22 protein-coding genes are annotated in these 24,236 nt (G+C 68.0%); 14 read left to right on the plus strand and 8 right to left on the minus strand.

The window, feature by feature from the left end:
* Positions 1-10: 10 nt before the first annotated feature.
* From ettA to IU452_RS23635, 5 genes are all read left to right on the plus strand, one after another.
* Positions 11-1,687 carry an energy-dependent translational throttle protein EttA gene (ettA, locus tag IU452_RS23615; RefSeq protein ID WP_195111344.1) on the plus strand — a complete coding sequence of 559 codons (1,677 nt, stop codon included), beginning with the start codon at positions 11-13 and terminating at the stop codon, positions 1,685-1,687.
* A gap of 348 nt (positions 1,688-2,035) precedes the next feature.
* Entirely contained in the window at positions 2,036-6,934 is a 4,899-nt protein-coding gene (locus IU452_RS23620) for an NAD-glutamate dehydrogenase (protein WP_195111345.1), read from the plus strand.
* 293 nt (positions 6,935-7,227) lie between these two features.
* Positions 7,228-7,680: an acyl-CoA thioesterase gene (locus tag IU452_RS23625; RefSeq protein ID WP_267467641.1), complete on the plus strand. Its 453-nt coding sequence runs from the start codon at positions 7,228-7,230 to the stop codon at positions 7,678-7,680.
* 46 nt (positions 7,681-7,726) lie between these two features.
* The gene (locus IU452_RS23630) at positions 7,727-8,413 is read left to right on the plus strand and encodes a hypothetical protein (RefSeq protein ID WP_195111346.1); all 687 of its coding nucleotides are present in this window, start codon (positions 7,727-7,729) and stop codon (positions 8,411-8,413) included.
* 99 nt (positions 8,414-8,512) lie between these two features.
* Positions 8,513-9,160, plus strand: coding sequence for a hypothetical protein (locus IU452_RS23635; protein ID WP_195111347.1), 648 nt, complete (start codon positions 8,513-8,515; stop codon positions 9,158-9,160).
* Between the two features lie 125 nt (positions 9,161-9,285).
* Here the strand turns inward: IU452_RS23635 and IU452_RS23640 are convergent, their stop codons facing one another.
* Both IU452_RS23640 and IU452_RS23645 read right to left on the minus strand, forming a co-directional pair.
* On the minus strand, positions 9,286-9,600 hold the full coding sequence (locus tag IU452_RS23640; protein WP_195111348.1) for an AzlD domain-containing protein: 315 nt from the start codon (positions 9,598-9,600) through the stop codon (positions 9,286-9,288).
* Positions 9,601-9,642: 42 nt separating this feature from the next.
* On the minus strand, positions 9,643-10,383 hold the full coding sequence (locus IU452_RS23645; RefSeq protein ID WP_195111349.1) for an AzlC family ABC transporter permease: 741 nt from the start codon (positions 10,381-10,383) through the stop codon (positions 9,643-9,645).
* A gap of 76 nt (positions 10,384-10,459) precedes the next feature.
* Between IU452_RS23645 and IU452_RS23650 the strand changes: the two genes are divergently transcribed.
* Positions 10,460-11,032, plus strand: a complete 573-nt coding sequence (locus IU452_RS23650; RefSeq protein WP_195111350.1) for a helix-turn-helix domain-containing protein — start codon at positions 10,460-10,462, stop codon at positions 11,030-11,032.
* Between the two features lie 104 nt (positions 11,033-11,136).
* The gene (locus IU452_RS23655; protein WP_195111351.1) at positions 11,137-11,391 is read left to right on the plus strand and encodes a hypothetical protein; all 255 of its coding nucleotides are present in this window, start codon (positions 11,137-11,139) and stop codon (positions 11,389-11,391) included.
* Position 11,392: 1 nt separating this feature from the next.
* Here IU452_RS23655 and IU452_RS23660 read toward each other — a convergent pair whose 3' ends face one another.
* Positions 11,393-12,085, minus strand: a complete 693-nt coding sequence (locus IU452_RS23660) for an HNH endonuclease (protein ID WP_228818653.1) — start codon at positions 12,083-12,085, stop codon at positions 11,393-11,395.
* A gap of 382 nt (positions 12,086-12,467) precedes the next feature.
* On the opposite strand from IU452_RS23660, the gene IU452_RS23665 reads away from it, so the two are divergent.
* The 5 genes from IU452_RS23665 (at position 12,468) to IU452_RS23685 (ending at position 15,994) form a co-directional block, all read left to right on the plus strand.
* The gene (locus tag IU452_RS23665) at positions 12,468-12,872 is read left to right on the plus strand and encodes a globin (protein WP_195111353.1); all 405 of its coding nucleotides are present in this window, start codon (positions 12,468-12,470) and stop codon (positions 12,870-12,872) included.
* Positions 12,873-13,005: 133 nt separating this feature from the next.
* Positions 13,006-14,613 carry an alpha-amylase family glycosyl hydrolase gene (locus IU452_RS23670; RefSeq protein ID WP_195111354.1) on the plus strand — a complete coding sequence of 536 codons (1,608 nt, stop codon included), beginning with the start codon at positions 13,006-13,008 and terminating at the stop codon, positions 14,611-14,613.
* Between the two features lie 31 nt (positions 14,614-14,644).
* Positions 14,645-14,923 (plus strand): hypothetical protein, encoded by a 279-nt coding sequence (locus IU452_RS23675; protein ID WP_195111355.1) that lies wholly within the window; start codon positions 14,645-14,647, stop codon positions 14,921-14,923.
* Positions 14,910-15,380 (plus strand): DUF5130 domain-containing protein, encoded by a 471-nt coding sequence (locus IU452_RS23680; RefSeq protein ID WP_416382357.1) that lies wholly within the window; start codon positions 14,910-14,912, stop codon positions 15,378-15,380. The genes IU452_RS23675 and IU452_RS23680 overlap by 14 nt, the downstream gene beginning before the upstream one ends.
* A gap of 143 nt (positions 15,381-15,523) precedes the next feature.
* A complete protein-coding gene (locus IU452_RS23685) occupies positions 15,524-15,994 on the plus strand; it encodes a helix-turn-helix domain-containing protein (protein WP_195111357.1) in 471 nt (156 codons plus the stop codon).
* A gap of 206 nt (positions 15,995-16,200) precedes the next feature.
* On the opposite strand, the gene IU452_RS23690 is transcribed toward IU452_RS23685, so the two are convergent.
* The 3 genes from IU452_RS23690 to pepN form a co-directional block, all read right to left on the minus strand.
* Positions 16,201-16,794, minus strand: coding sequence for a ClpP family protease (locus IU452_RS23690; protein ID WP_195111358.1), 594 nt, complete (start codon positions 16,792-16,794; stop codon positions 16,201-16,203).
* Positions 16,791-17,396, minus strand: coding sequence for a ClpP family protease (locus IU452_RS23695; protein WP_195111359.1), 606 nt, complete (start codon positions 17,394-17,396; stop codon positions 16,791-16,793). The genes IU452_RS23690 and IU452_RS23695 overlap by 4 nt, the downstream gene beginning before the upstream one ends.
* Before the next feature lie 155 nt (positions 17,397-17,551).
* A complete protein-coding gene (pepN, locus tag IU452_RS23700; RefSeq protein WP_195111360.1) occupies positions 17,552-20,140 on the minus strand; it encodes an aminopeptidase N in 2,589 nt (862 codons plus the stop codon).
* A 209-nt stretch (positions 20,141-20,349) separates the two neighbouring features.
* Between pepN and IU452_RS23705 the strand changes: the two genes are divergently transcribed.
* On the plus strand, positions 20,350-21,174 hold the full coding sequence (locus tag IU452_RS23705) for a phosphoribosylaminoimidazolesuccinocarboxamide synthase (RefSeq protein ID WP_228818654.1): 825 nt from the start codon (positions 20,350-20,352) through the stop codon (positions 21,172-21,174).
* Between the two features lie 9 nt (positions 21,175-21,183).
* Here the strand turns inward: IU452_RS23705 and IU452_RS23710 are convergent, their stop codons facing one another.
* The gene (locus IU452_RS23710; RefSeq protein ID WP_195111362.1) at positions 21,184-21,864 is read right to left on the minus strand and encodes an NAD(P)H oxidoreductase; all 681 of its coding nucleotides are present in this window, start codon (positions 21,862-21,864) and stop codon (positions 21,184-21,186) included.
* A 110-nt stretch (positions 21,865-21,974) separates the two neighbouring features.
* Here IU452_RS23710 and IU452_RS23715 point away from each other — a divergent pair, with 110 nt between their 5' ends.
* Positions 21,975-22,895, plus strand: coding sequence for an AraC family transcriptional regulator (locus IU452_RS23715; RefSeq protein ID WP_324192788.1), 921 nt, complete (start codon positions 21,975-21,977; stop codon positions 22,893-22,895).
* A 3-nt stretch (positions 22,896-22,898) separates the two neighbouring features.
* Here the strand turns inward: IU452_RS23715 and IU452_RS23720 are convergent, their stop codons facing one another.
* Positions 22,899-24,119 (minus strand): NAD(P)/FAD-dependent oxidoreductase, encoded by a 1,221-nt coding sequence (locus tag IU452_RS23720; protein ID WP_195111363.1) that lies wholly within the window; start codon positions 24,117-24,119, stop codon positions 22,899-22,901.
* Between the last annotated feature and the right edge of the window lie 117 nt (positions 24,120-24,236).

A 24,236-nucleotide genomic window follows, 5' to 3' on the forward strand; every position in this document is an offset into this window, starting at 1 on the left:
GCTTTCGCACATGGCTGAGTTCATCTACCAAATGCGCAAGGTTCGCAAGGCGCACGGCGACAAGGTCGTTCTCGACGACGTGTCGCTGAACTTCCTTCCCGGCGCCAAGATCGGCGTTGTCGGTCCGAACGGCGCCGGTAAGTCGAGCGTGCTGAAGATCATGGCGGGACTGGACCAGCCGAACAACGGTGAGGCCTGGCTCGCCCCCGGCGCGACGGTCGGCATCCTGCAGCAGGAGCCACCGCTGAACGAGGAGAAGACCGTCCGCGGCAACGTGGAGGAGGGCCTCGGCGAGATCAAGGTGAAGCTGGACCGCTTCAACGAGATCGCCGAGCTCATGGCCACCGAGTACTCCGACGAGCTCATGGAGGAGATGGGCAAGCTGCAGGAGGATCTCGACCACGCCGATGCGTGGGATATCGACTCCCAGCTCGAGCAGGCGATGGACGCGCTGCGCTGCCCCCCGCCGGAGGAGCCGGTCACCAATCTCTCCGGTGGTGAGCGCCGCCGCGTGGCACTGTGCAAGCTGCTGCTCAGCAAGCCCGATCTGCTGCTGCTCGACGAGCCCACCAACCACCTCGACGCCGAGAGCGTGCTCTGGCTCGAACAGCACCTGGCCCAGTACGAGGGCGCGGTGCTGGCGGTCACCCACGACCGGTACTTCCTCGACAACGTCGCCGGCTGGATCCTCGAGCTCGACCGCGGTCGCGCCATCGGCTACGAGGGCAACTACTCCACCTATCTGGAGAAGAAGGCCGAGCGCCTGGCGGTCCAGGGCAAGAAGGACCAGAAGCTGCAGAAGCGCCTCAAGGACGAGCTCGCGTGGGTGCGTTCGGGCGCCAAGGCTCGCCAGGCCAAGAACAAGGCCCGCCTGGACCGGTACGAGGAGATGGCGGCCGAGGCCGAGAAGACCCGCAAGTTGGACTTCGAGGAGATCCAGATCCCGCACGGCCCGCGCCTGGGCAATGTGGTGGTCGAGGTCGAGCATCTGGACAAGGGCTTCGGCGACCGCCAGCTGATCAAGGATCTGTCGTTCACGTTGCCGCGCAACGGCATCGTCGGCGTCATCGGCCCCAACGGTGTCGGTAAGACCACGCTGTTCAAGACCATCGTGGGCCTCGAGCAGCCCGACAGCGGCACCGTGCGCGTCGGTGAGACCGTCAAGCTGAGCTACGTCGACCAGAACCGCGCCGGGATCGACCCGAACAAGACGGTCTGGCAGGTGGTCTCCGAGGGCCTCGACTACATCGAGGTCGGCAATCAGGAAATGCCGTCGCGCGCTTACGTTTCGGCGTTCGGCTTCAAGGGCCCCGACCAGCAGAAGCCGGCCGGTGTGCTCTCCGGCGGTGAGCGCAACCGGCTGAACCTGGCGATGACGCTCAAGCAGGGCGGCAACCTGATCCTGCTCGACGAGCCCACCAACGACCTCGACGTCGAGACCCTCGGCTCGCTGGAGAACGCGCTGGAGAGCTTCCCCGGCTGCGCCGTGGTCATCTCGCACGACCGGTGGTTCCTCGACCGGACCTGCACCCACATCCTGGCCTGGGAGGGTGACGACACCAATCCGGCCAAGTGGTTCTGGTTCGAGGGCAACTTCGAGGCCTACGAGGCCAACAAGGTCGATCGGCTGGGTCCGGAGGCGGCGCGTCCGCACCGGGTCACCCACCGCAAGCTCACCCGCGACTGATATCCGGGTACTCGTCCGGCGGGACCTCGGATTCCCCGGACGAGTACTCCCCATCCCGGCGCAGCCGGGAACTAGCAAGGAGCTGGCTACTGCTCGGTTACCCACAGGCGAATAGCGTGAGCCGACGCACTGCGTCGGGCGCCAATTGAGCGACGGCGCAATGTCTATCGCGTACCACCAGCTACTTCCGGTGGTACGTGGGTGATCTAGTACCACTGGCCCGCATGGGCGTTCGGACATTACTGGGGGGTTTGGAAAGTTTCACTCCCGCCTTCTCCGGCACCCAGCTACTCTCGACCACGGCGTCACTTTGTTACGGAACCGAATCCGAGGGAGTTGGCGAAGAAAATGACGGTCTCGTCCGAATTGTCCAGCGCGGCGTGGGTCGCGGGTTTGCCGGAGCAGTTGCGCGGTGAGCTCGCAACCCTCGAGGAGGCATACTTCCGCCACGTGGACGCCGGCGACGTCGACTGCGCGATCACCGGGAGTTCACTCCAGGTGTTCCGCAGGCACATCGAACTGGCCATCCAGCGCCCGCCGGGGGCGGCCCGGGTACGGGTGTACTACCCGGACGACGGGTCCGGCCTCGGGGCTGCCGTGCAGATGGTCACCGACGACATGCCGCTGCTGGTGGAGTCGGTGACCTCGGCGCTGAGCCGCATGAGCATCAGCATCAGCGAGATCATCCACCCCATCTTCGAGGTGGAGCGTGACTCGGAGGGTCGGCTGGAGTCGGCGGCCCCGCACGAGGTGGACGGCAACGGCGTGACCGGGCTGCGCGAATCGTGGATGCACGTCCAGTTGCATCCCTCCACCAGCCCGGAACTGCTGCGGCGGGTCGAGGCCGAGATACCGGACGTGCTCACCGACGTCCGCCAGGTCATCGGCGACACCGAGCCGATGCGCGCGGTGCAGGATCGGCTGGCCGACGAACTCGAGAAGGCGGCCGGGGCCGGGACGGCACCGTTCAGCCCGACCGACCTGGTCGACTGCGCGAATCTGCTGCGGTGGCTGGGCGCCGGCCACTTCACGGTGCTCGGCTACGCGCGCTATCAGCGCCGGGCGTCCGCGGACGGGGCGAAATCCGTTGTGGTACCGGATAGTTGCCTCGGCGTGCTGCGGCCCGACGTGGGCACCGATTTCCGGGTGCCGGTCAACGGCGGCAACCGCCAGTTGCTGATGCTCACCCAGGGCCTGGTGCCTGCCACCGTGCACCGGTCGGTGTATCCGTACTTCATCGGTGTCGCCGAATTCGACACCACCGGCGCCATCACCGGTGAGCACCTGTTCATCGGAGTGTTCACCGTGGCCGCCATGCACGAGAACGTGCTCGACATCCCGGTGATCGAGCGCCGGGTGCGTTCGGTGATCGAGGAGAGCGGCTTCGACCTGGACTCGTTCTCCGGGCAGGCCATGCTCGAGGTGATCCAGTCGTTCCCGCGCACCGAGCTGTTCTCCTCCGACACCGAGACCATGCGCCGCACGGCCAGCGCCGTCCTGAACGTCGGCATGCGCCGGCAGGTGCGCCTGTTCCTGCGCTCGGATACCTACGGCCGATTCGTGGCCTGCATGGTCTATCTGCCTCGCGACCGCTACACCACTCGGGTCCGGCTGGAGATGCAAGACATTCTGGTGCGGGAGCTGGGCGGTATCTCGATCGACTACTCGGCCCGCGTATCCGAAAGCGAACTCGCCAGCGTGTATTTCACGGTCCGGCTGCCCGAACCGGGCACCCGGGTCGACGCCTCGGAGACCAACCGGCTGCGGATCCAGGCCATGCTGGCCGAGGCCAGCCGCACCTGGGACGACCACCTGCGCGACGAGGGCGCCACCTCCGCGGTGCTGGATCCGAGCGTGGTGCAGCGGTATTCGGCCGCATTACCCGATGCCTACAAGGAGGACTTCGAGGCGAGCCGGGCCCTGGCCGATATCGTGCGGATGGAGCGGCTGGATCCGGGCAGGATCGACCAGCACCTGTACCGGCGCCCCGAATCCGAGCCCGGTTCCTGGCGGTTCAGCCTCTACATCCGCGCCGGGATCTCGCTGAGCCAGGTGCTGCCGCTGTTGCAGAGCCTCGGCGTCGAGGTGGTCGACGAGCGGCCCTACCAGCTGGAGTTCGAGGACGGCCAGGAGGCGTGGATCTACGACTTCGGGCTGCAGGCCCGCCCCGACCTGCTGCGGAAGTCGTTGGACCGCAACATGGATGCCGAGTTGGTGGAGACCTCGGACCGGCTGGATGTGCTCGACGCGCAGGTCCGTGGCCTGCGGGAGCGATTCACCGAGGCGTTCGACGCCCTGTGGTACGGGCGCGCCGAGGCCGACCCGCTCAACGAGCTGGTGCTGCGGGCCGGGCTGGACTGGCGGTCGGTGTCGATCCTGCGGGCGTATTCGAAATATCTGCAGCAGGCCGATTTTCCCTACAGCCAGGCCAATATCGCTCGCGTGCTGCTGGCCTCGCCGGATGTGGCCCGGCTGTTCGTGCAGCTGTTCGCGGCCATGTTCGATCCGGATGCGGCGGCACCGGAGCGGGCCGGTGAGTTGGAGACCGCGGTGCGCGAGCGGATCAACGAGGTGGTCAGCCTCGACGCGGACCGGATCCTGCGCGCCATTCTCGGCCTGGTGAAGGCGACCCTGCGAACCAATTACTACGTCGTCGACGACGAGGGACGGTCCCGGCCGTACCTGTCGATCAAGGTGGAGCCGCGCGAGATCGCCGAATTGCCCAGGCCCAGACCGCAGTTCGAGATCTTCGTGTATTCGCCGCGGGTGGAGGGTGTGCACCTGCGGTTCGGTCCGGTCGCGCGCGGCGGGTTGCGCTGGTCGGATCGCCTGGAGGATTTCCGCACCGAGATCCTGGGCCTGGTGAAGGCGCAGGCGGTGAAGAATGCGGTGATCGTCCCGGTCGGTGCGAAGGGCGGCTTCGTGGTGAAGCGTCCGCCGGCCGGTACCGGCGATCCGGCGGCGGATCGGCAGGCGTTGCAGACCGAGGGCGTGGCCTGCTATCGCACGTTCATCTCGGGTCTGCTCGACGTCACCGACAATGTGGACCATGCGACGGGGCGGGTGGTGCCGCCCGCGCGGGTGGTGCGCCGGGACTCCGACGACACGTATCTGGTGGTCGCCGCGGACAAGGGGACCGCGACGTTCTCCGATATCGCCAACGAGGTGGCCCAACAGTACGGGTTCTGGCTCGGTGACGCGTTCGCCTCGGGCGGGTCGGCGGGCTACGACCACAAGGCGATGGGCATCACGGCCAAGGGTGCGTGGGAGAGCGTCAAACGGCATTTCGCCGAGATGGATATCGACACCCAGACTCAGGACTTCACGGTCGTGGGCGTCGGTGACATGTCCGGTGACGTATTCGGCAACGGCATGCTGCTGTCCGAGCACATTCGGCTGGTGGCCGCCTTCGACCACCGCCACATCTTCCTGGACCCGAATCCCGATGCGGCGCGGTCGTTTCGGGAGCGGCAGCGGATGTTCGCGCTGCCCCGGTCGTCGTGGGCCGATTACGACACCTCGCTGATCAGCGAGGGCGGCGGGGTGTGGGATCGCACGGTGAAGGCGATCCCGCTCAGCCCGCAGGCGCGGCAGGCGCTGGGGCTGGCCGACGATGCGGCGACGCTGTCGCCGCCGGAACTGATTCGCGCGATCCTGCTGGCGCCGGTTCAGCTGCTGTGGAACGGCGGCATCGGCACCTACATCAAGGCCAGTAGCGAATCCCATGCCGATGTCGGTGACAAGTCCAACGATGCGGTGCGGGTGAACGCGAACGAATTGCGCGTCAAGGTGATCGGCGAGGGCGGCAACCTCGGCGTGACCGCGCTGGGCCGCATCGAGTTCTGCCGCCACGGCGGTAAGTGCAACACCGATGCGCTGGACAATTCGGCGGGTGTGGACTGCTCCGACCACGAGGTCAACATCAAGGTGCTGCTCGACGGGGTGGTCTCCAGCGGAGAACTGCCCGCATCCGAGCGCAATCCGCTGTTGGCGTCGATGACCGATGAGGTCGCCGACATGGTGTTGCAGGACAACGTCTCGCAGAACTTCCTGATGGGGATGTCGCGCTCCGAGGCGCCGCGGATGCTGAATGTGCACATGCGCCTGATCGAGGAGCTGGAGCAGCGCCGCGGCCTGGACCGCGAACTCGAGGCGCTGCCGTCGGACGCCGACATGAAGCAGCGGCTCGAGCAGGGCGGCGGGCTCACCTCGCCGGAGCTGGCCAATCTGCTGGCACATGTGAAGCTGGCGTTGAAGGCCGATCTGCTCGACAGCGATCTGCCCGACACCGCGTACTTCTCGGCTCGGCTGCCGAAGTACTTCCCGACCCCGCTGCGCGAGCGGTTCGGTGGGGCCATCAAGAAGCACCGGCTGCGTCGCGAGATCGTCACCACCATGATGGTCAACGAAATGGTCGACCTCGGCGGCATCACCTACGCGTTCCGGCTGTCGGAGGAGATCGGGGCCACCGCCGGAGATGCGATGCGCGCATTCGCCGCGACGGGCAAGATCTTCGATCTGCACTCGATCTGGCATCGCATCCGGGCCGCCCGCACCTCCATTGCGGTCAAGGACGAGCTGGAGCTGGAAACCAAGCGCACTCTCGACCGCGCCTCGCGCTGGCTGCTGAGTAATCGGCCCCAGCCGATCGCGGTCGGCGCGGAGATCCACCGCTACGCCGGGAAGGTGCGGGAGCTGGCGCCGAAGGTGCCGGGCTGGCTGCGTGGCCACCATATCGACACCCTCGAGGAGCAGTCGGCGAAACTGATCGCCCGCGGTGCGCCCGAGGAGCTGGCGACCGAGGTGTTCGGCCTGCTCAACCTGTTCCCGCTGCTGGATGTCATCGATATCGCCGACATCACCGAGCGCAGCGGTGAGGAGGTGGGCGCGCTGTACTACGCGCTGAACGAGCACCTCAAGATCGATTGGCTGTTGCAGGCGGTCAGTCACCTCGAGCGGGGTGACCGCTGGCATGCGCTGGCCCGGCTCGCGCTGCGCGACGACATGTACGGGTCGCTGCGCTCGCTGACCTTGGATGTGCTGTCGGCCGGCGACCCGGAGGAGACCGCCGAGGAGAAGATCGCGTACTGGGAGTCGAAGAACCAGTCCCGCCTGGGCCGCGCCCGCGCCGGCCTGTCGGAGCTGTTCGAGTCCGGCACCCACGACCTGGCCACCCTGTCGGTAGCGGCCCGCCAGGTACGCAGCATGGTCAGCGGCGTCGGCGCCCAATCGGAGGTCCCCCGCTGACCCTTCCCCCACCACCCCCTCACCAGTGACCCGCCCGTCTCGTCTGTCCCTGCGTCGTGCTTTTGAGGAAGGGACAGACGGGTGGGCGACGCGCCTCCGACGAAGCTCACAGCTCGGTGCGAAACAGGGGGATGAGCAGGGGCGATGAATGGGGTGTGGGGCGGGTGGCCGCGGCACGGGGGGAAGGGTGGCGGGTAACGCTGCATACTGGGTAACCGTACGGTTCACGCCGGTGGCAGCTGTCCGGGCCGCACACCCTGATCGGAGGTATCGCGTTGACGAGTGTCGGATCGCTGACCGAGAGCGGGGCGGCGCACGGTACCGTCGTGCTTCCCCGGCGGTTTCATGCCAAGGTCGAGGTTCGCTGGTCGGATATGGACGCGTTCCAGCACATCAATCATGCGCGCATGGTGACGCTGCTGGAGGAGGCCCGGATTCCGTGGCTGTTCGACGACCGCCCGACCTCCGGGCTGCGCACGGGCTGCGTGATGGTCGATCTGCACGTGCGGTACAAGGGACAGCTGCGGCACGAGGACACCCCGCTGGATGTGGCGATGTGGATCGAGCAGATGCGCGCGGTCGACTTCACCATCGGCTACGAGGTGCGTGCCAACGGTGTCGCCCCGGACTCGCCACCGGCGGTGATCGCCTCCACTCAGCTGGCCGCGTTCGATATCGACACCCAGCGGCTGCGCCGCCTCACCACGGTCGAACGCGAATACCTCGCCCAGTGGAAGACTGACTGAGCCCTCGGATCTCGGACGGACCGGCGCGGAGCGACCAGCGGGAGAGATGAGTAACGAATACGCCGACCAGCGGGTGCTGCGCGTGCGCGACCCCGCCGAGCGGGAAAATTTGGCCACCTTTGTCACACGCGCGATCCGATTGGACCCCGCCGCCGTGATCCGGCTGCGCAGGCGCGGTGTCCACTACGTCACGGCATGGGCCGCAACGGGTTTCGAGGCGCTGGCGGTGCGCACCGTGGTCGCCGACCTGGGCGTCGACGATGTCACGGTGGGCGGCGATGTGATCCTGGCCGGATTGAGCAGCCCGGGCGCGGGCGGTCCGATCGATCTGGGCTATTCGATGGATTCCGCCTGGCGTTCCGCGCTGCCGCCCACCACCGGCTTCACCCATGTCGACGACGTGCCCGCTCGCGCCCTGGTCGAATTGGCCGAACGCGGCGTGCAATTGGCCGCCGAACACGGCAGCAGCCACGGCCCGCCCGCTTCCCTGCTCGACCAGAACGTCCTCACCGTCACCGGCAACGACGACGAGATCGAGGTCCCCATGCGCGTCGTCTTCGCCCTCACCGCCATGGATTTCATCCCCCACTCCGGCGACAAGGCCGACTCCCGCCGCATTGCCCCCACCGAAATAGTCCGCGTCCGTGCCACCCGAACCTGGCTCCGCCTCGACGCCCGCTACGGCTCGGTCGCCCGCCGCCGCGGCCCCGGCATGCCCCTGACCCCGCGCTGAGACGTAGTCGCTACCGTCTTGGCGGTCTAGCCTGGATGTGTGCAGGGTCGCATGCGGATTGCGGTGCTACCGATCCGCTCCGGGCAAAGGCTGGAGAGGGTGGAGATTCCGCGTGCCGCTGCTGATCCGAATGCTTGCCGACCGCACAGCCGGGGCCCGCTCCTCGGCGGGATCGCCACCGTGGGCGCGGGCCTCGCACTGCACAACGTGATGCTCGGTCTTGTCGGCGCGATCGGATGCGCGCTGACGTTTTATGGACCGTGCTGGACCTTGACGCCCCGGTGGCGCGCCCGTCGGCAAGCGCGTCGCTGGCAGCACTTCATCGCTTCTCACGACATTCTCGATCTCGCGTCGCCGGAACTCGCACGTCTTGCCGATGCGTACGACGAGCTCGTCTACACCGCGACACTTCCGGGCGTCGGGATGTCCGCGGAGGCTGCCGGCGTCGGCCATCTCATGGTTCTCGAATGCTCCAGCCTGCTCGACGGCCGGACGCCCGCTGGGCCGGCCGAGCTCGAGTACGTTGCCACTCGCGCCACCGAAATCCGCAGCCTGACGACTGTGTTGGCACGTCAGCACCGCGAACACGAACGGCTTCAGCACCAGCGGGCGCTCGAGCGGCGCCGAGCGCTGGACGAGATCGCCGCGGCACGAACGGAACTCGAGCACGAGACAGGTGTGAGCGCGGTGTTCGCCAGCCGCGACCTGCGAAAGCGATACGAAAACTCACACTGGGACACCGTCTGAGACTGTCGAATCCGAACGGGGGGCACTTGCCCTGCGCAGTCGCACCCAGGCCGGCAGCTCGCGGCCGGATGCGGGCGGGCGTTGAGATGTATTGATAGCCAGGCGGTTACACGCTTGCGTCGAAGTCAGGCTACACCGACGGCGCGGAGGAGTGCGGTGGTGGCGGCCGCGGCGAGGGCGACGACGATCAGTGGGGCGCGGCGCCAGGCGAGGACGAGGGCGACGACGGCGCCCGCGGGCAGGGCGAAGCCAGGAGCGTGGCCCGACGGGATCAGTTCGGTGACGGCCAGGGCGGTGAGCAGGACCACCGAACCGGCCTCGAGGAGCTCGGTGATGTGGGGTGGGACGTTGATGCGGCGGCGCAGGAGGGGGCCCGCGAAGCGGATGGCGTAGGTGCCGACCGCGAGGGCGATCGCTCCGGCAATCAATGTCGTACTCACTGAACAGGGCCTCGAAGTCGTCGAAAGGTCTGGGGGAAGGGGCTATTCGGGTGTTGCGCTGGAGTGGGCGGGCTCCGGCGCGGGGGACTGCGCGACGGCTTCTTCCGTCGTGGCCGGGCGTTTGCGGTCGAACGCCAGCAGTGCGGCGGGCAGTGCCAGCAGAACGGGCAGGCCGGCGGTGAGGAAGGGGGCGGTCACCGCCGCGATGGCCGCGCCTACCACCACGGCTCGCCGGGTCGCCTTGTTCCGCAGCGCCGGTACCGCCAAGGCCAGCAGCACCGCGGGGAAGACCGCGTCCAGGCCGAATCGGGCCGGGTCCGGCACGGCCGCGCCGATCGCCACGCCCAACAGCGCACCGAGCGGCCACGCCAGCAGCACACCGATTCCGCACACCCAGTACCGGGCGTGGCGGCGGTCGCGGTCGGATTCGGCCAGGGCCAGTGCCACCGCTTCGTCGTTCATCACATGCGTGCCGACCAGTCGCCGCCAGCCCGTGCCGACCACCTCCGGCAGCGCCAGTCCGTAGGGCAGGTGCCGGGCGTTGACCAGCAGTCCGATCAGCACGGCCGCGATCATGCTGCCGCCGGCGGATACGATGCCGACGAACAGGAACTCCGCGCCGCCCGCCAGCACGAGCACGCTGAGCAGGATCGGCAGCCAGGCCGGCAGACCCGAGGTGATCGAGGTCGCGCCGTAGGACACGCCGATCACCCCGACCGCCAGGCAGACGGCCGCGATTCCGGTCAGGTCACTGCGATCCAGTGTTCGCCATATCGAACGCACGTCTTCTATAGTGAACACTCGAGCCGGGATTCGTCAATGAGCTTCCCGCCCGACCGAGGTACTGTCTGAGGCCACTATGTCCGAGCACGACGGCGCACAGTCCGCGCCACCGCAGGAGGCCATTGCCGCCGCGCTGCGCCGGGAACGCGCGCGATCCGGCATGTCGCTGACCGAGGTTGCCCGCCGGGCGGGTGTGGCGAAATCCACACTCTCCCAGCTCGAATCCGGCACCGGTAATCCGAGTATCGAAACCCTGTGGGCGCTGTGCGTCGCCCTGGGCATCCCGTTCTCGCGGCTGCTGGATCCACCGCGGCCGCAGGTGCAGGTGATCCGGGCGGGGGAGGGGCCCATGCTGGCCTCCGCGCACGCCGATTATCAGGCGACCCTGCTGGCGGCCTGTCCGCCGCATGCGCGCCGCGACATCTACCTCGTCGCCGCCGAACCCGGTCATCCGCGGGAGTCCGAACCCCATCTCCGCGGTGAGATCGAACATCTGATCCTGTCCGCCGGTCGCGCCCTCGTCGGCCCCGCCGACGACCCGGCCGAGCTGCATCCCGGCGACTACATACGCTATCCCGGCGACCAGCCGCACATCTTCCAGGCCCTCGAACCGGGCACCTGGGGCATCCAGGCCAGCGAATACAGCTGAGACCGCGGCATCGCGGGTCCGGGCCGGGGGTGGGGTGAACCGAACCCCCGAATCGGGTGGTGGCCCGGTCGATTCGGCTCGGTCGGCCGGACAGGATCGAGACCATGAGCAAGGCGATGGGTGCCCTCGGGCGGGGCGTGGGCCGTCTGGTCGGTTACCTGCTGTGTGGTTATGCCCTCGTTTACGCGGTGTACTACGGGATCTGGGCCGCGTCGGCGTCGCACGACGAACTGGCCCGGTCGTGGGGCGGGCCGACCGCGGTGGGTGCGACGCTCGTGCATTGGGCGTTGCTGGCGGTCTTCGGTGGTGCGGGTTGGCTGCTGCTGCGATATGCCCGGCGCCGGGATGTGCCGCGGTAGATTACGCGGCGCCCTCGCCGAGGTACTGCAACCACACCGGATCCAGGTCGGCGGTGGTCGACAGCAGCCGCCAGTGCGGGCCCTTCGGTGATACGAGCGGCTGACGCAGGGTCCAGCCCAGCTCGCTGAGCAGTTTGTCGGCCTTGCGGTGATTGCAGGGCGCGCAGGAGGCGACGCAGTTCTCCCAGGAATGTGCGCCGCCGCGGCTGCGCGGAATCACATGGTCGATGGTCTCGGCCTTGCCGCCGCAGTAGGCGCAGCGATATCGGTCCCGGTGCATCAGCGCCGCACGGGTCATCGGGACCCGGGCGCGATAGGGCACGCGGACGTAGTTGCGCAGGCGGATCACCGAGGGCAGGGCCACCGACGCGCCGGCGGAGTGGACCACGGGACCGCCGGGATCGTCGTGGACGGGATCGGCCTTGTCGCAGATGAGCAGCACGACGGCGCGGCGCGCGGACAGTGCGGTGAGCGGCTCGTAGGTGGCGTTCAGAAGCAGCACCCGGCGCTTCACCCAGGGGGCGGCGCTCGGCGGGGATTCGGAAGAACGGTGCTGAGTAGCACCCGGATAAGAATGTTTCTCGGACAGGACATGCAGCGGAGTAGCCCCCGACCCACGATTGTGGACGTCGGCGGGCTGGAGTTGTCGGTGTGTTCGCGCCTCGTGTGACCGGGCGCCGTGCCGCTGCTTCATGGGAACCCCGAATTCGTATTGTCCGGTTCGTGTGGTATCTGGGCAGACACTGCCACCCAGTTGACCATGGAACCGTCACCTTTGCCAGCTGATTTGACACATTCCGTCTGTGCTGTTCGTGAACGCCGGGTTACACCCGGGGGTGGTATGTCCCATGCCGCGTCGTTTGCGTCGTTCAGCTGGTGATCTCAGAATGCGGTCGTACCGGCGGCCCCACCGAGCACGACACGATTCCGATTGGGTGCCGAGTTGTTGCCGGGCCCGGCGGAGCCTCCTGTTCCTGGGCCCGGCGGAGCCTTTCTCGGTTCCCCGGCCGGAGGCCGGGGTCCGGAGAGCGGGCACAATGGAGCGGGGTGGGGACAAGCTACGGATAAGAGGGTTGATGACTTCCGGCGAGCAGACGGCGACATCCTTTTACGAGGCGGTCGGCGGGGCGGAGACGTTCCGGCGGCTCGTGGCGGCCTTCTATCGGGAGGTGGCCGACGACGAGGTGCTGCGGCCGCTGTATCCCGAGGAGGACCTCGGACCCGCCGAGCGCAGGCTGCGGATGTTCCTGGAGCAGTACTGGGGCGGGCCCCGGACCTACTCCGATGAGCGCGGCCATCCCCGGCTGCGGATGCGGCACATGCCGTTCCGGATCGGCCCGATCGAGCGGGACGCGTGGCTGCGTTGCATGCGGATCGCGGTCGCCGAGATCGAGCCGGAGGTGCTCGACGACGAGCATCGGCGCGCGCTACTCGACTATCTGGAAATGGCGGCGAATTCGCTGGTCAATGCTCCCTTCTGACGCTATCGCGCAGATTTCCGTGCAACCCAAGGGGTTTCCCGGACCAGGTAGGTCTGCTACTGATTTGCTCGAGCTGAGATCGGTTGCCCACTCGGGCGGCTTTTAGCGGAAAAGTTTGGCACTATTACCGTTTGTGACACCTTCATCAGCGGAGGACCCGGCGGTTCCGGCAGCGACGCTCGATCCGTGGTGGCGGTCGGCGGTGTTCTATCAGGTGTATCCGCGCTCGTTCGCCGATTCGAACGGTGACGGCGTCGGCGATCTACGCGGTCTGTGCGACCGGCTCGGCTACCTCGAGCTGCTCGGCGTGGACGCGCTGTGGATCTGCCCGGTGATGCGGTCGCCGATGGCCGACGGCGGCTACGACGTGAGCGATCCGCGCGATATCGACCCGCTGTTCGGCGATCTGGCGGCGCTGGACGAGCTGATCGCCGAGGCGCACGACCGCCGGATCCGGGTCACGATGGATCTGGTGCCCAATCACACCAGCAACCGGCATCCGTGGTTCACCGCCGCGCTGGCCGCCGGACCGGGCAGCCCGGAGCGATCCCGCTACCTGTTCCGCGACGGCCGTGGCCCCGACGGCTCGCTCCCACCGAACAACTGGCCGAGCGTCTTCGGCGGACCGGCGTGGACGCGGATCATCGAGCCCGACGGCAGACCCGGCCAGTGGTATCTGCACCTGTTCGCCGCCGAACAGCCGGATCTGAACTGGAACAACCCGGAGGTGGTCGCCGATTTCGAGCAGACCATGCGGTTCTGGCTCGATCGCGGTATCGACGGTTTCCGCATCGACGTGGCGCACGGCATGGCCAAACCCGACGGCCTGCCGGATATGGATCCGGTCCCGACGGGCATGTTCCACCTCGACGACGATGACTACCGGTTCAACAACCCGGGCGTGCACGACATTCACCGCCGGATCCGCAAGGTGCTCGACCAGTACCCCGAGGCCGTGGCGATCGGCGAGGTCTGGGCCAACGACAACACCCGCTTCGGCGAGTACGTCCGCCCGGACGAACTCCATCTGGCATTCAACTTCAAACTCGCCGAGACACCCTTCGACGCCGCGGAAATCCGTGCGGCCGTCGACAATTCGATCCAGTCGGTGTCGTGGGTGGGTGCCAGCGCGACCTGGACGCTGTCCAATCACGACATCGACCGCGAGGTCACGCGCTACGGCGGTGGCGCGGTCGGGGTGGACCGGGCGCGGGCGATGATCCTGCTGGAGCTGGCGCTGCCCGGCGCGGTGTTCATCTACAACGGGTCCGAACTGGGCCTGCCCAATGTCGACGATCTGCCCGAAGAGGTGCTGCAGGACCCGGTGTGGGAACGGTCCGGACACACCGATCGCGGGCGCGACGGCTGCCGGGTGCCCATGCCGTGGGAGGGGGACCGGCCGCCGTTCGGCTTCACCACCGGTCCGCGCTCGTGGCTGCCCATTCCGCCGCGATGGGCCGAGCTGACCGTCGAGGCCCAGTTGGAGCGGCTGAATTCGACATTGTCGCTGTATCGGATGGCGATCGAATTGCGTGCCGTGCGGCCGGAATTCGCCGGGTCCGGACTGGACTGGTACGGCAGCCCGCCCGGATGTCTGGCCTTCCGGCGCGACGGCGGGCTCATCTGCGCGCTCAATGCCTCCGATGCGCCGATACCGCTGCCGCCGGGAGAGGTTCTGCTGGCCAGCGCCCCGATCGAGGGCCGGCAGCTGCCCGCCGACGCGGCGGCGTGGCTGGTGTGAGGCGTTTACTCGCATCGTCTACCGTTGGGCTGTGAGCATTCTCGAGACAGTGCTGATCTTTGTCGGCATCCCGCTGGTGATCTACGCGGTGATCGCCGGATTGTCGTTCCTCGGCAAGCCGCTGCCCGGCGAGAAGCCGGTCCACTACAACCTCGGTGACAAGTGGACCGCGGACCCGGTGCTGTGGAGTGCGACCGACGAGGTGACCGGTTCGGGCCACCATTACGCAGAGACCTCGCATGGCAACCATGCGGCTATCGAATCCGCCGGAGCGGACCTGATCGGAGGCCGGGCAAGTGGCAAGTTCTAAGTGGCCTGCGGTGGTCGAGTCAGACCTGCCGCACGGATGGGCTGTGACCAGCAGCGGGCGCGTATCCGGCGTGCACGAGGCCGGTGACGTGTTCAAGGAGGCGCCGTTCAGCGATCGGGAACGGCTGCTGATGGACAACACGCTCACCGAGGCCACCCGCAGCACCAAGGTGCGCTTCAACATCTACATCGGTGACCTCGGTGCCGACCCGGCCGCGGGCGTCGATGCCCTGTTCCCGGCCACCCCCGAGGCGGCGCGTTCGGTGCTCATCGCTGTCTCGCCGAACGACCACGCCGTCGAGGTGCGCTCCGGCCGCGACGTCGCCGACCGCGTGAACGATCGGATCTGCCAGCTCGGCGTGACCGCGGCCCTCGCCTCGCTGCGTCAGGGCGAGCTGATCGACGGCCTGGTCTCCGCGGTCCGCGTCATGGCCGCCGCCATCGGCCGCCCGGCCTAGGTCCTTCTTCTTCGCACCCCTTCCGTTCCCACGCACTCGCTCCGGACGTCCGCAGCGAGTGCGGAGCAACGGAAGGGGTGCGTTTGTACGCCCTGAGCGTAATGAGGGGGCGGACCGACGGGAGGGGACCTTAGGCTCTGGGTATGGCCGAGCATCCGAGACTTCAGTCGATCCCCGGCGGACGCGAGGACGAGCCGCGGGCCCCCCAGCGGGTTCGCGAGCCCCTCTGGCGAGAGGTGCTCGGCCGCCGCCTGCGGGCCCTGCGCCAGGAGCAGCGCGAGACCCTCGCGGAAACCGCTGGGCGAGCAGGCGTTTCGCCCCAATACCTGTCCGAGGTCGAGCGCGGCCGCAAGGAACCGTCGAGCGAGATGATCGCCGCCCTGGCGGGTGCCCTCGGCACCGACCTGGTCGGCCTTACCGAACAGGTCGCCGACGACCTCCGCCGCCAGCGCCGCGGCGCCCTGGCCCGCCCCGCCGCCCCACGCCGCGATGCGGTGCGGACGCTGACGGTCGTCCCCGGGGCCGAGCCACTCGACGGTATGAACCAGTTCGCCGTCGATCGGTCCACCTCCGGCCGACGCCCCGAGCCGACCCTCCTCGCCCTGGTCGCCTGATCTCCGGCCCCGAGATCCCTGTCTCCCCGGCCTCGGGGCCGGGGAGACAGGGAACGAGGTGGCGCCTCGCCGGGGAGTTGATGGTCCGCCTACGAACGAGGTGGGTTCCGGGGTGATGGGAGATCGCCCTCCCCGGAGGTTTCCTCTCCCTATATCCCGGACCCTTCTGAGCGGATTTCCCTCTATCCCGGCGGGTTTGGCCGGGATCAGTCGCGGGGGCCGAGGATGTTGTCGACCAAGCGGTATTCGAGGGCGGCTCGGGCGGTGAAGACTCGGTCGCGGTCGGTGTCGTGGCGGAGGGTATCGACGGTCTGGCCGGTGTGTTCGGACAGGATGGATTCGATTTGCGCGCGCATCCGGGCCAGCTCGTCGGCCTGCAGGATGAGGTCGGGGATCGCGCCCCGGCCCTGGGCCGCGGGCTGGTGCAGGACCACTCGGGCGTGGGGCAGCGTGTTGCGGCGTCCCGGCGCACCGCTGGCGAGCAGGACTCCGCCGACACCGATGGCCTGGCCCACGCAGGTGGTCACCACCGGTGACTTGAGGTACTGCATGGTGTCGTACACCGAGAGCATGGCCGACAGGTCGTTGCCGCCCTCGCAGTTGATGTACAGATTGATGTCCTGGCCCGGGCTGTCGGCATCCAGGTGCAGCATCTGGGCGATGAGCGCATTGGCAACGCCCGCATCGATCGGCGTGCCCAGATAGATGATCCGTTCGGTGAGCAGGTGTGAGTAGACGTCCATGATCCGCTCGCCGCGCGGATGCTGGGCGATCACATTGGGAATCGTGTAGCTGCTCATGCCGAAATACCTACTTTCTGCCGTTGCGGCATGACCTGGCCGAAGGAGTCGACGATCCGGTCGACGAATCCGTACTCCAGTGCCTGCTCCGCGGTGAAGAAGCGGTCGTGCAGCGAATCCTCGTAGACCCGTTCGTAGGTCTGACCGGTGTCCTCCGCGATGAGGCTGAGCACGGTTTTCACCGTGTACCGCAGATCATCGGCCTGGATCTCCACATCGCCCGCGGTGCCGCCGATACCGGCCGAGCCCTGATGCATCAGCACCCGCGAGTGCGGCAGCGCGAAGCGGAGCCCCTTCTCGCCGGACGACAGCAGGAATTGCCCAGCGCTGTAAGCGGTTCCGAGCACCAGGGTCGACACCGGGCACGGCACCAACCGCATCGTGTCGCGCATGGCGAGCATCGACGACACCGATCCGCCGGGGGAGTGGATCCACAGCGAAATCCCCGCCTCCGGATTCTCGGCCGCGAGGGTCAGGATCTGCGTCGTCAGCAGCGTCCCGTTGTCGTCGTCCAGCGGGCCGTCCAGGACCAGAATGCGGCGACTGAGCAGTTGTTCCCTTGCCCGCCAACTGAACAGCGGAGCCTTGTTTTCTTCGGTCATGTTTCCCACCGTGCCCGACCCCTGCCGGAAAAGCCGCCCCACGCTGCCCACAGCAGATCTGCCCACAGCAGCGAGGCGGGGCCTGGCGTCATGGCAGGTGGCGCGGATACGCGAACGCGCCCCGGGCGGGTGCACGGGGCGCGTTCGGCGAGGGGTCAGCGGGCGTCGAATGCCCTGGCGCGCAGGGAGCGTTCGATGCCTGCCTTGCCTTCGGTGACCAAGCGGCGCAGGGACGGGGGGTGGTCTTCGGAGAGGAACCTGTCGGCGGTGGCTACGGCCTTGTCGGAGATGGCCCAGTGGGGGTACAGGCCGACGACGACGGTCTGGGCGACCTCGCTGGAGCGACGTTCCCAGATCGCCGGGATCTCCGCGAAGTACCGCTCGACGTAGGGCAGCAGCAGCTCGGACTGGCCGACCGGGGCGAAGCCGTTGACGATGGCGCGAGTGGTGATGTTGGGCAGCGAATCGTCGTTCATGACCGTGTCCCAGGCCTTTTCCTTCACCTCGGCCTGGGGGCGGGCGGCCGCGGCCGCAGCGGCCTGGCGGCGCCCGGCCGCGGTCGGGTCGCGCTTCAGTTCGGCGTCGATGAACGGGGTCTCCAGGCCCTCGGCGTCGATCTCACCGGCGGCGGCCAGCGCCTGCACCAGGCGCCAGCGCAGGTCGGTGTCGACCACCAGGCCGGGCAGGCCCACCGTCGCCGGATCGGCGTCGAGCAGCTCGCGCAGCACCTCGATGTGCCAGGGCGACAACAGCGCTCCGGTGAGCGAATTGACGAACGCGAGCTGATGATCCGACCCCGGCGCGGCCTCTCGGGCCAGCTCCAGCAGCCGGTCGGCGAACTGCGGCCAGCCGGATTCCGCCGCCCAGGCCGGTTCGGCGTAACTGGCCAGCGCGGTCTGCGCCTGCAGCAGAAGTCGTTGCACCACACCGATTTCCGACTCGGCACCCACACCGCGCTGCACCAGGGCGACGAAGTCGCGGGCCCGCATCTCGGCCTGGCGGGTCATTTCCCATGCCGCCGACCAGCACAGCGTCCGCGGCAGCGATTCGGCGATATCGGCGATGCGCGCCACCACGGTGTCCAGCGACTCGGGATCCAGCCGCACCGAGCAGTAGGTGAGATCGTCGTCGTTGACCAGCACCAGCTTGCCGCGCTCCACGCCCACCAGCTCCGGCACCTCGGTGCGCTCGGCCGGATCGACATCGAGCTCGACGCGCTCGGTACGCACCAGCTTTCCGTCGCGCTCGTCGTAGACGCCGATGGCCAGCCGGTGCACGCGCCGCTCACCGGCACCCGGTTCGGCTCCCTCCTGCACCACGGCGAACCGGGTGAACTTGCCGTCGGCCACCTCGAAGTCGGGACGCAGGATGTTCAGGCCGGTGGTCTTCAACCACTGCGCACCCCAGCCGGAAAGGTCACGCCCGGAAGCCTTTTCCAGCGCACCCACCAGATCGTCGAAAGTGGCGTTGCCGTAGGCATGCTCGGCGAAGTAGGCCCGCAGTCCGGCCAGGAACGGCTCCAGCCCCACATAGGCGACCAGCTGCTTGAGCACCGAAGCGCCCTTGGCGTAGGTGATGCCGTCGAAGTTGACCTCCACCGCGTGCAGATCCGGAATATCGGCGGCGATCGGATGCGTGGAGGGCAGCTGATCCTGCCGGTATGCCCACGACTTCTCCACATTCGCGAACGTGGTCCAGGCGCTGGTGTATTCGGTGGCCTGGGACTGGCACAGCACCGAGGCGAAGGTGGCGAACGACTCGTTCAACCACAGATCGTCCCACCACTTCATGGTGACCAGATCGCCGAACCACATGTGCGCCATCTCGTGCAGCACCGTCTCGCACCGGCGCTCGTAGGAGGCGCGAGTCACCTTGGAGCGGAACACATAATCCTCGAGGAAGGTGACCGCACCCGCATTCTCCATGGCCCCGGCATTGAATTCCGGCACGAACAGCTGGTCGTACTTGCCGAATGCGTAGGGCACCCCGAAATTGCGGTGATAGAACCCGAAACCCTGCTTGGTCTCGGTGAACAGCCGTTCGGCGTCCATGTACTGGGCCAGCGAGGCCCGGCAGTAGATGCCGAGCGGGATGGTGGTGTGCTCGTCGGTGTAGGTGTCGGTCCACTTCGCGTAGGGCCCGGCGATCAGCGCCACCAGATAGGTGCTCATGCGCGGGGTGGTGGCGAAGGTGTGTGTCACGACAGTGCCGAGCTTGCGGGTCTCGATGCAGGCCCCGTTGGAGATGACCTCCCAGTCCTGCGGCGCGGTGACCACCATGTCGTAGGTCGCCTTGAGGTCGGGCTGGTCGAAGCAGGCGAACATCCGCTTGGCGTCGGCGGTTTCGAACTGCGAATACAGATAGACCTTGTTGTCGGTCGGATCCACGAACCGGTGCAGACCCTCACCGGTGTGCGAATACTCGCAGTCGGCCTCCACCACCAGCTCGTTGCGTTCGGCCAGACCGGTCAGGGTCAGCCCCTTCGACTCATCGTAGTCGTCGATCCGGAGCGGCTCCCCGTTGAGGACCGCCGAGCGTACGCCCGCCGCGACGATGTCGACGAAGGTTTCCGCACCGGGGGTGGCGGTGAACGTCACCGTGGACCGCGAGAAGAAGGTGTCGGCGGATCCGGTGTCCGGACCCGTGGGCTGGCCGGTGAGATCGAGTTCGACGCGATAGTTCTCCACCCTGATCGTCGCGGCGCGGGCGATCGCCTGATCACGGGTGAGGTTCGGTGCGGACAAGGACACTCCTTCGCTGGTCGGAGAACTGTGCCGGACTGCCTGTCGTGCGGGTCCGGCACCCGTCGGCGGGTGGCCCGGGTGCGGGCGCAACGCTGCCCAGAATGCCACGTGAACTTCCATTCGGGCGCGTACATATCCGGGCGCCGCCGCCGACCGGCACCTCGGTAGGCTGGGGCGTCGTCGCAGCGGCAGGTATCGGAGGAGGACAGTTGCAGCACATCCACGCAGGCAAGGTGCGTGACCTGTACGAGGATGGTGATTCGCTGATCCTGGTCGCCTCGGACCGGGTGTCGGTGTACGACGTGGTGCTGCCGACACCGATTCCGGACAAGGGCGCGCTGCTCACCCAGCTGTCGAACTGGTGGTTCGAGTACTTCTCCGATGTGCCCAACCACATCCTGTCCACCACCGACGTGCCCGCCGAGTTCGCCGGCCGTGCGATCCGGGCCAAGCCGTTGAAGATGGTCCAGGTCGAATGCATCGCCCGCGGCTACCTGTCCGGGTCCGGACTGAAGGAGTACCAGCGCACCGGCTCGGTGTCCGGGATCGCGCTGCCGCCGGACCTGCGGGAGGGCGACAGCCTGCCCGAGCCCATCTTCACGCCCACCACGAAGGCCGCACAGGGCCACGACGAGCCCATCACCTTCGAGGATGTGGTGGCGCAGGAGGGCCGCGAGGTCGCCGAGCGCCTGCGCGAGCTGACCCTCGACGTGTACACCCGCGGTGCCGCCTACGCCGCCGAGCGCGGGGTGATCATCGCCGACACCAAACTCGAATTCGGTTGGGACGGCGATGTCCTCACCCTCGGCGACGAGGTGCTGACCAGCGACTCGTCGCGATACTGGCCCGCCGACGAATGGGAGCCGGGCCGCCCTCAGCGCTCGTTCGACAAGCAGTTCGTCCGGGACTGGGCGACCTCGACCGGCTGGGACAAGGAACCGCCGGGTCCGGAGATTCCCGCCGATATCGTCGCGGCGACGCGCCGGAAGTACGTCGAGGCCTACGAGCGCATCACCGGCCGCGAGTGGCGCTGATCCGGCCGATCACGCCGGGACGCGCTCGCCGACGGTCAGGAACGCATCGACGTAGCCGTCGGCCGTGTTCTCGAATTCGGCGTAGTGCGCCGCACGCGCGGCGCCGGTGCGCTGCTCGCCGACCACGAAATTGCCCGCGGAGTCCACGCGCTGCGGCCGGTCCTCGGCATCGGGCAGCACGCGCACCGTCGAGTGGCTGAACCCGCAGTAGTAGGCCAGGCCCTCGCCGAGTTGGGCGTCGAGCATCGTCGTCATGGTGTCGACCAGTGGATCGTCGCCCGCGGCACCGGCCAGGCCCAACCAGAGGATGCGCTTACCGGCCAGCCGGGGTTTGCTTCGGCCATAGGCGAATCCGTAGTTCCACACCCGATCGATCCATCCTTTGAGCAGCGCCGGGACGCTCACCCAGTAGATGGGGAACACGACGACGACCACCTCGGCGGCCAGCAGGCGCCGCCAATGTTCGCGCACCTCCGCCGAATAGGCCTTGTCCCGGTTGCCCCACTCGGGCTCGTCGGCCACCGTCATCCGGGGATCGAAGCCCTCGGCCTGCAGATCGAGCAGGTCGATGCGATATCCGGCCGCCTCCAGTCGACTCGTCGCACGGCGGGCGATATGTGCGCTGAGCGAATCGGAGCGGTGATGGGCGACGACCACGAGCGCGGTCGGTGCTGTTGCGGTCTGCGGCACGGAGTCCTCCTACGGATCGAATGACTGTGCTGTCGAGTACACCGGCTCTCGCGTGGACGATCCATGGGAGAAACGCTCTGGCAGATAGGAGATCGTCTACTCTGGACCGAGTGGATCCTTTGAGTGCACTGCTGGGCGGCATTCGCGCGGAGGGGTCGGTGGTCACCCATGCGGTGCTGGAGGCGCCATGGACCATTCGCTTCGCCGACCGCGCCCCGCTCACCATGGTCACCGTGCTGCTCGGCGGCGGCACCTTACTGCTCGCGGACGGCAGCCGGATTCCGGTGCGCCCCGGTGACAGTGCGATCGTGCGTGGGCCCGAACCGTTCCTGCTTGCCGACCATCCCGAGTCGGTGGACCGGCCGCACGAGGAATATGAGATCGCCTGCTTCCTGGACGGCGCCCGGGATCTGCGGCAGTTGCGCGGAATACACCGGGCCGCAGGCGAAGCGGGGGCGTCGTTCCTGATCGTCGGCGCCTACCGGGCGGCGGGCCGTCGGCACGAGCGCCTGCTGCGGACGCTGCCGCCCGCGCTGGTGGTGGGGGACGACCCGGAGGTGTGCGGTTGGCTGGAGGCGACCGCGATCGACGCCGCCGAGCAGCCGGCCGGGGCGCAGGCCCTGATGGATCGGCTGCTGGACTGGGGGCTGGTGTGCACGCTGCGGTCGTGGTTCGCCCGGGCCGGTGCCGCGGCGCCCGGCTGGTATCGCGGCTTGGCCGATCCCGTGGTCGGACCGGCCCTGGAGGCCATCCACAACCGCCCGGCCCGGCCGTGGACGGTGGCGGCGCTGGCCGCGGAGGCCGGGGTGTCGCGAGCGTTGTTCGCCAAGCGTTTCGGCGAGGTGATGGGCGAGCCGCCGCTGCGCTATCTCACCGAATACCGCATGGACGAGGCCGAGGAACTGCTCGCCGACTCCGAACTGACCGTGGCGCAGGTGGCCCGGACGGTCGGGTATGCCGACCCGTTCGGATTCAGCGCGGCGTTCAAACGCTATCGGGGAGTGAGCCCTTCGGCGTTCCGGACGGCGTGACCGTCACAGTGGGATCGAGGTGTCGGCAAGTTGCTGGGGGTCCACCGGATTGCCCGCGAGGATCAGCTCCTTGATGCGATCGGTGACATCCCAGACATTGACGTTCATCCCTGCCAGCACCCGATTGCCCGAATCCAGCCAGAAGGCCACGAATTCGCGGCCGTTCAGGTCGCCGCGCACGACGACGGTGGCGGACTGCGCCGGGTCGACGTAGCCGGTGTATTCCATGCCCAGGTCGTACTGGTCGGTGAAGAAATACGGCAGCCGATCGTAGGTCGACGGCTTACCCAGCATGGTCAGCGCGGCCGCCGCCGGCTGGTTGAGCGCGGTGGCCCAGTGCTCCACGCGGATTCGCCGTCCCAGCACCGGATGCTGCTGGTTGGCGATATCGCCGACGGCCACGATATCGGGGTCGCCGGTCGCCAGGCTCTCGTCCACCAGCACCCCGCCGTCCACCTCCAGCCCGGCGTCGGCGGCCAGCTCCACATTCGGCCGCGCGCCCACCGCCACCAGCACCGCATCGGCCGCGAAGACGGTGTCGTCGTCCAGGCGCACCCCGGTGGCCTTGCCCTCGGTGGTGAGAATTTCGGCGACCTTCGCCCCGCACAGCAGATTCACCCCGTGCTCGCGATGCAGCTGCGCGAACACGTCGCCCATCTGGGTACCCAGGGCGGCCTGCAGCGGCACCTGCTCGACCTCGAACATCGAGACCTCGAGCCCCGCGATGCGGGCGGCCGCGGCGACCTCGAGGCCGATCCATCCGGCGCCGACCACCGCCAGCCGCCGCGCCGAGCCGAACAGGTCGATCAGGGCATCGGAGTTTTCGATGGTCCGCAGCATGTACACGCCGTCGGCGTCGGCGCCGGGCACCGGCAGCCGCCGCGGCCGCGAGCCGGTGGCCAGGGCGAGCTTGTCGTAGGGGAGGGTCGAACCGTCCGGGAGCGCAACGGTTTTCGAGGCGCGGTCGATACTCGTCACGGTGCAGCCGAGCCGGACGTCGACGTGGTGATCGCGATACCAGTGGCCGGGGTGCACGGTGAAGTCGGGCAGCGCCTTCTTGCCCAGCAGATGTTCCTTGGACAGCGGCGGGCGCTCGTAGGGCAGCCGCTCCTCCTCCGAGATCAGGGTGAGCGTCCCCGCGAAGTCGTTGGCGCGCAACGCTTCCGCGAGCTTGGCCGCGGCCAGCCCGCCGCCGACGATGACGAACCTGGACTGAGTGGTCATGGATGAACCTCCGTGCAACGGCAACCAGGTCGATCCCGGCCGAAAGCAATACCGGAACAGGCTTCGACCCTACTGCGGTCGATCCGCCCGCTCGGGAAATATCCGGAAGTTTCCGTT

Source organism: Nocardia transvalensis (assembly GCF_015477765.1).
Classification (GTDB): Bacteria; Actinomycetota; Actinomycetes; order Mycobacteriales; family Mycobacteriaceae; genus Nocardia; species Nocardia transvalensis_A.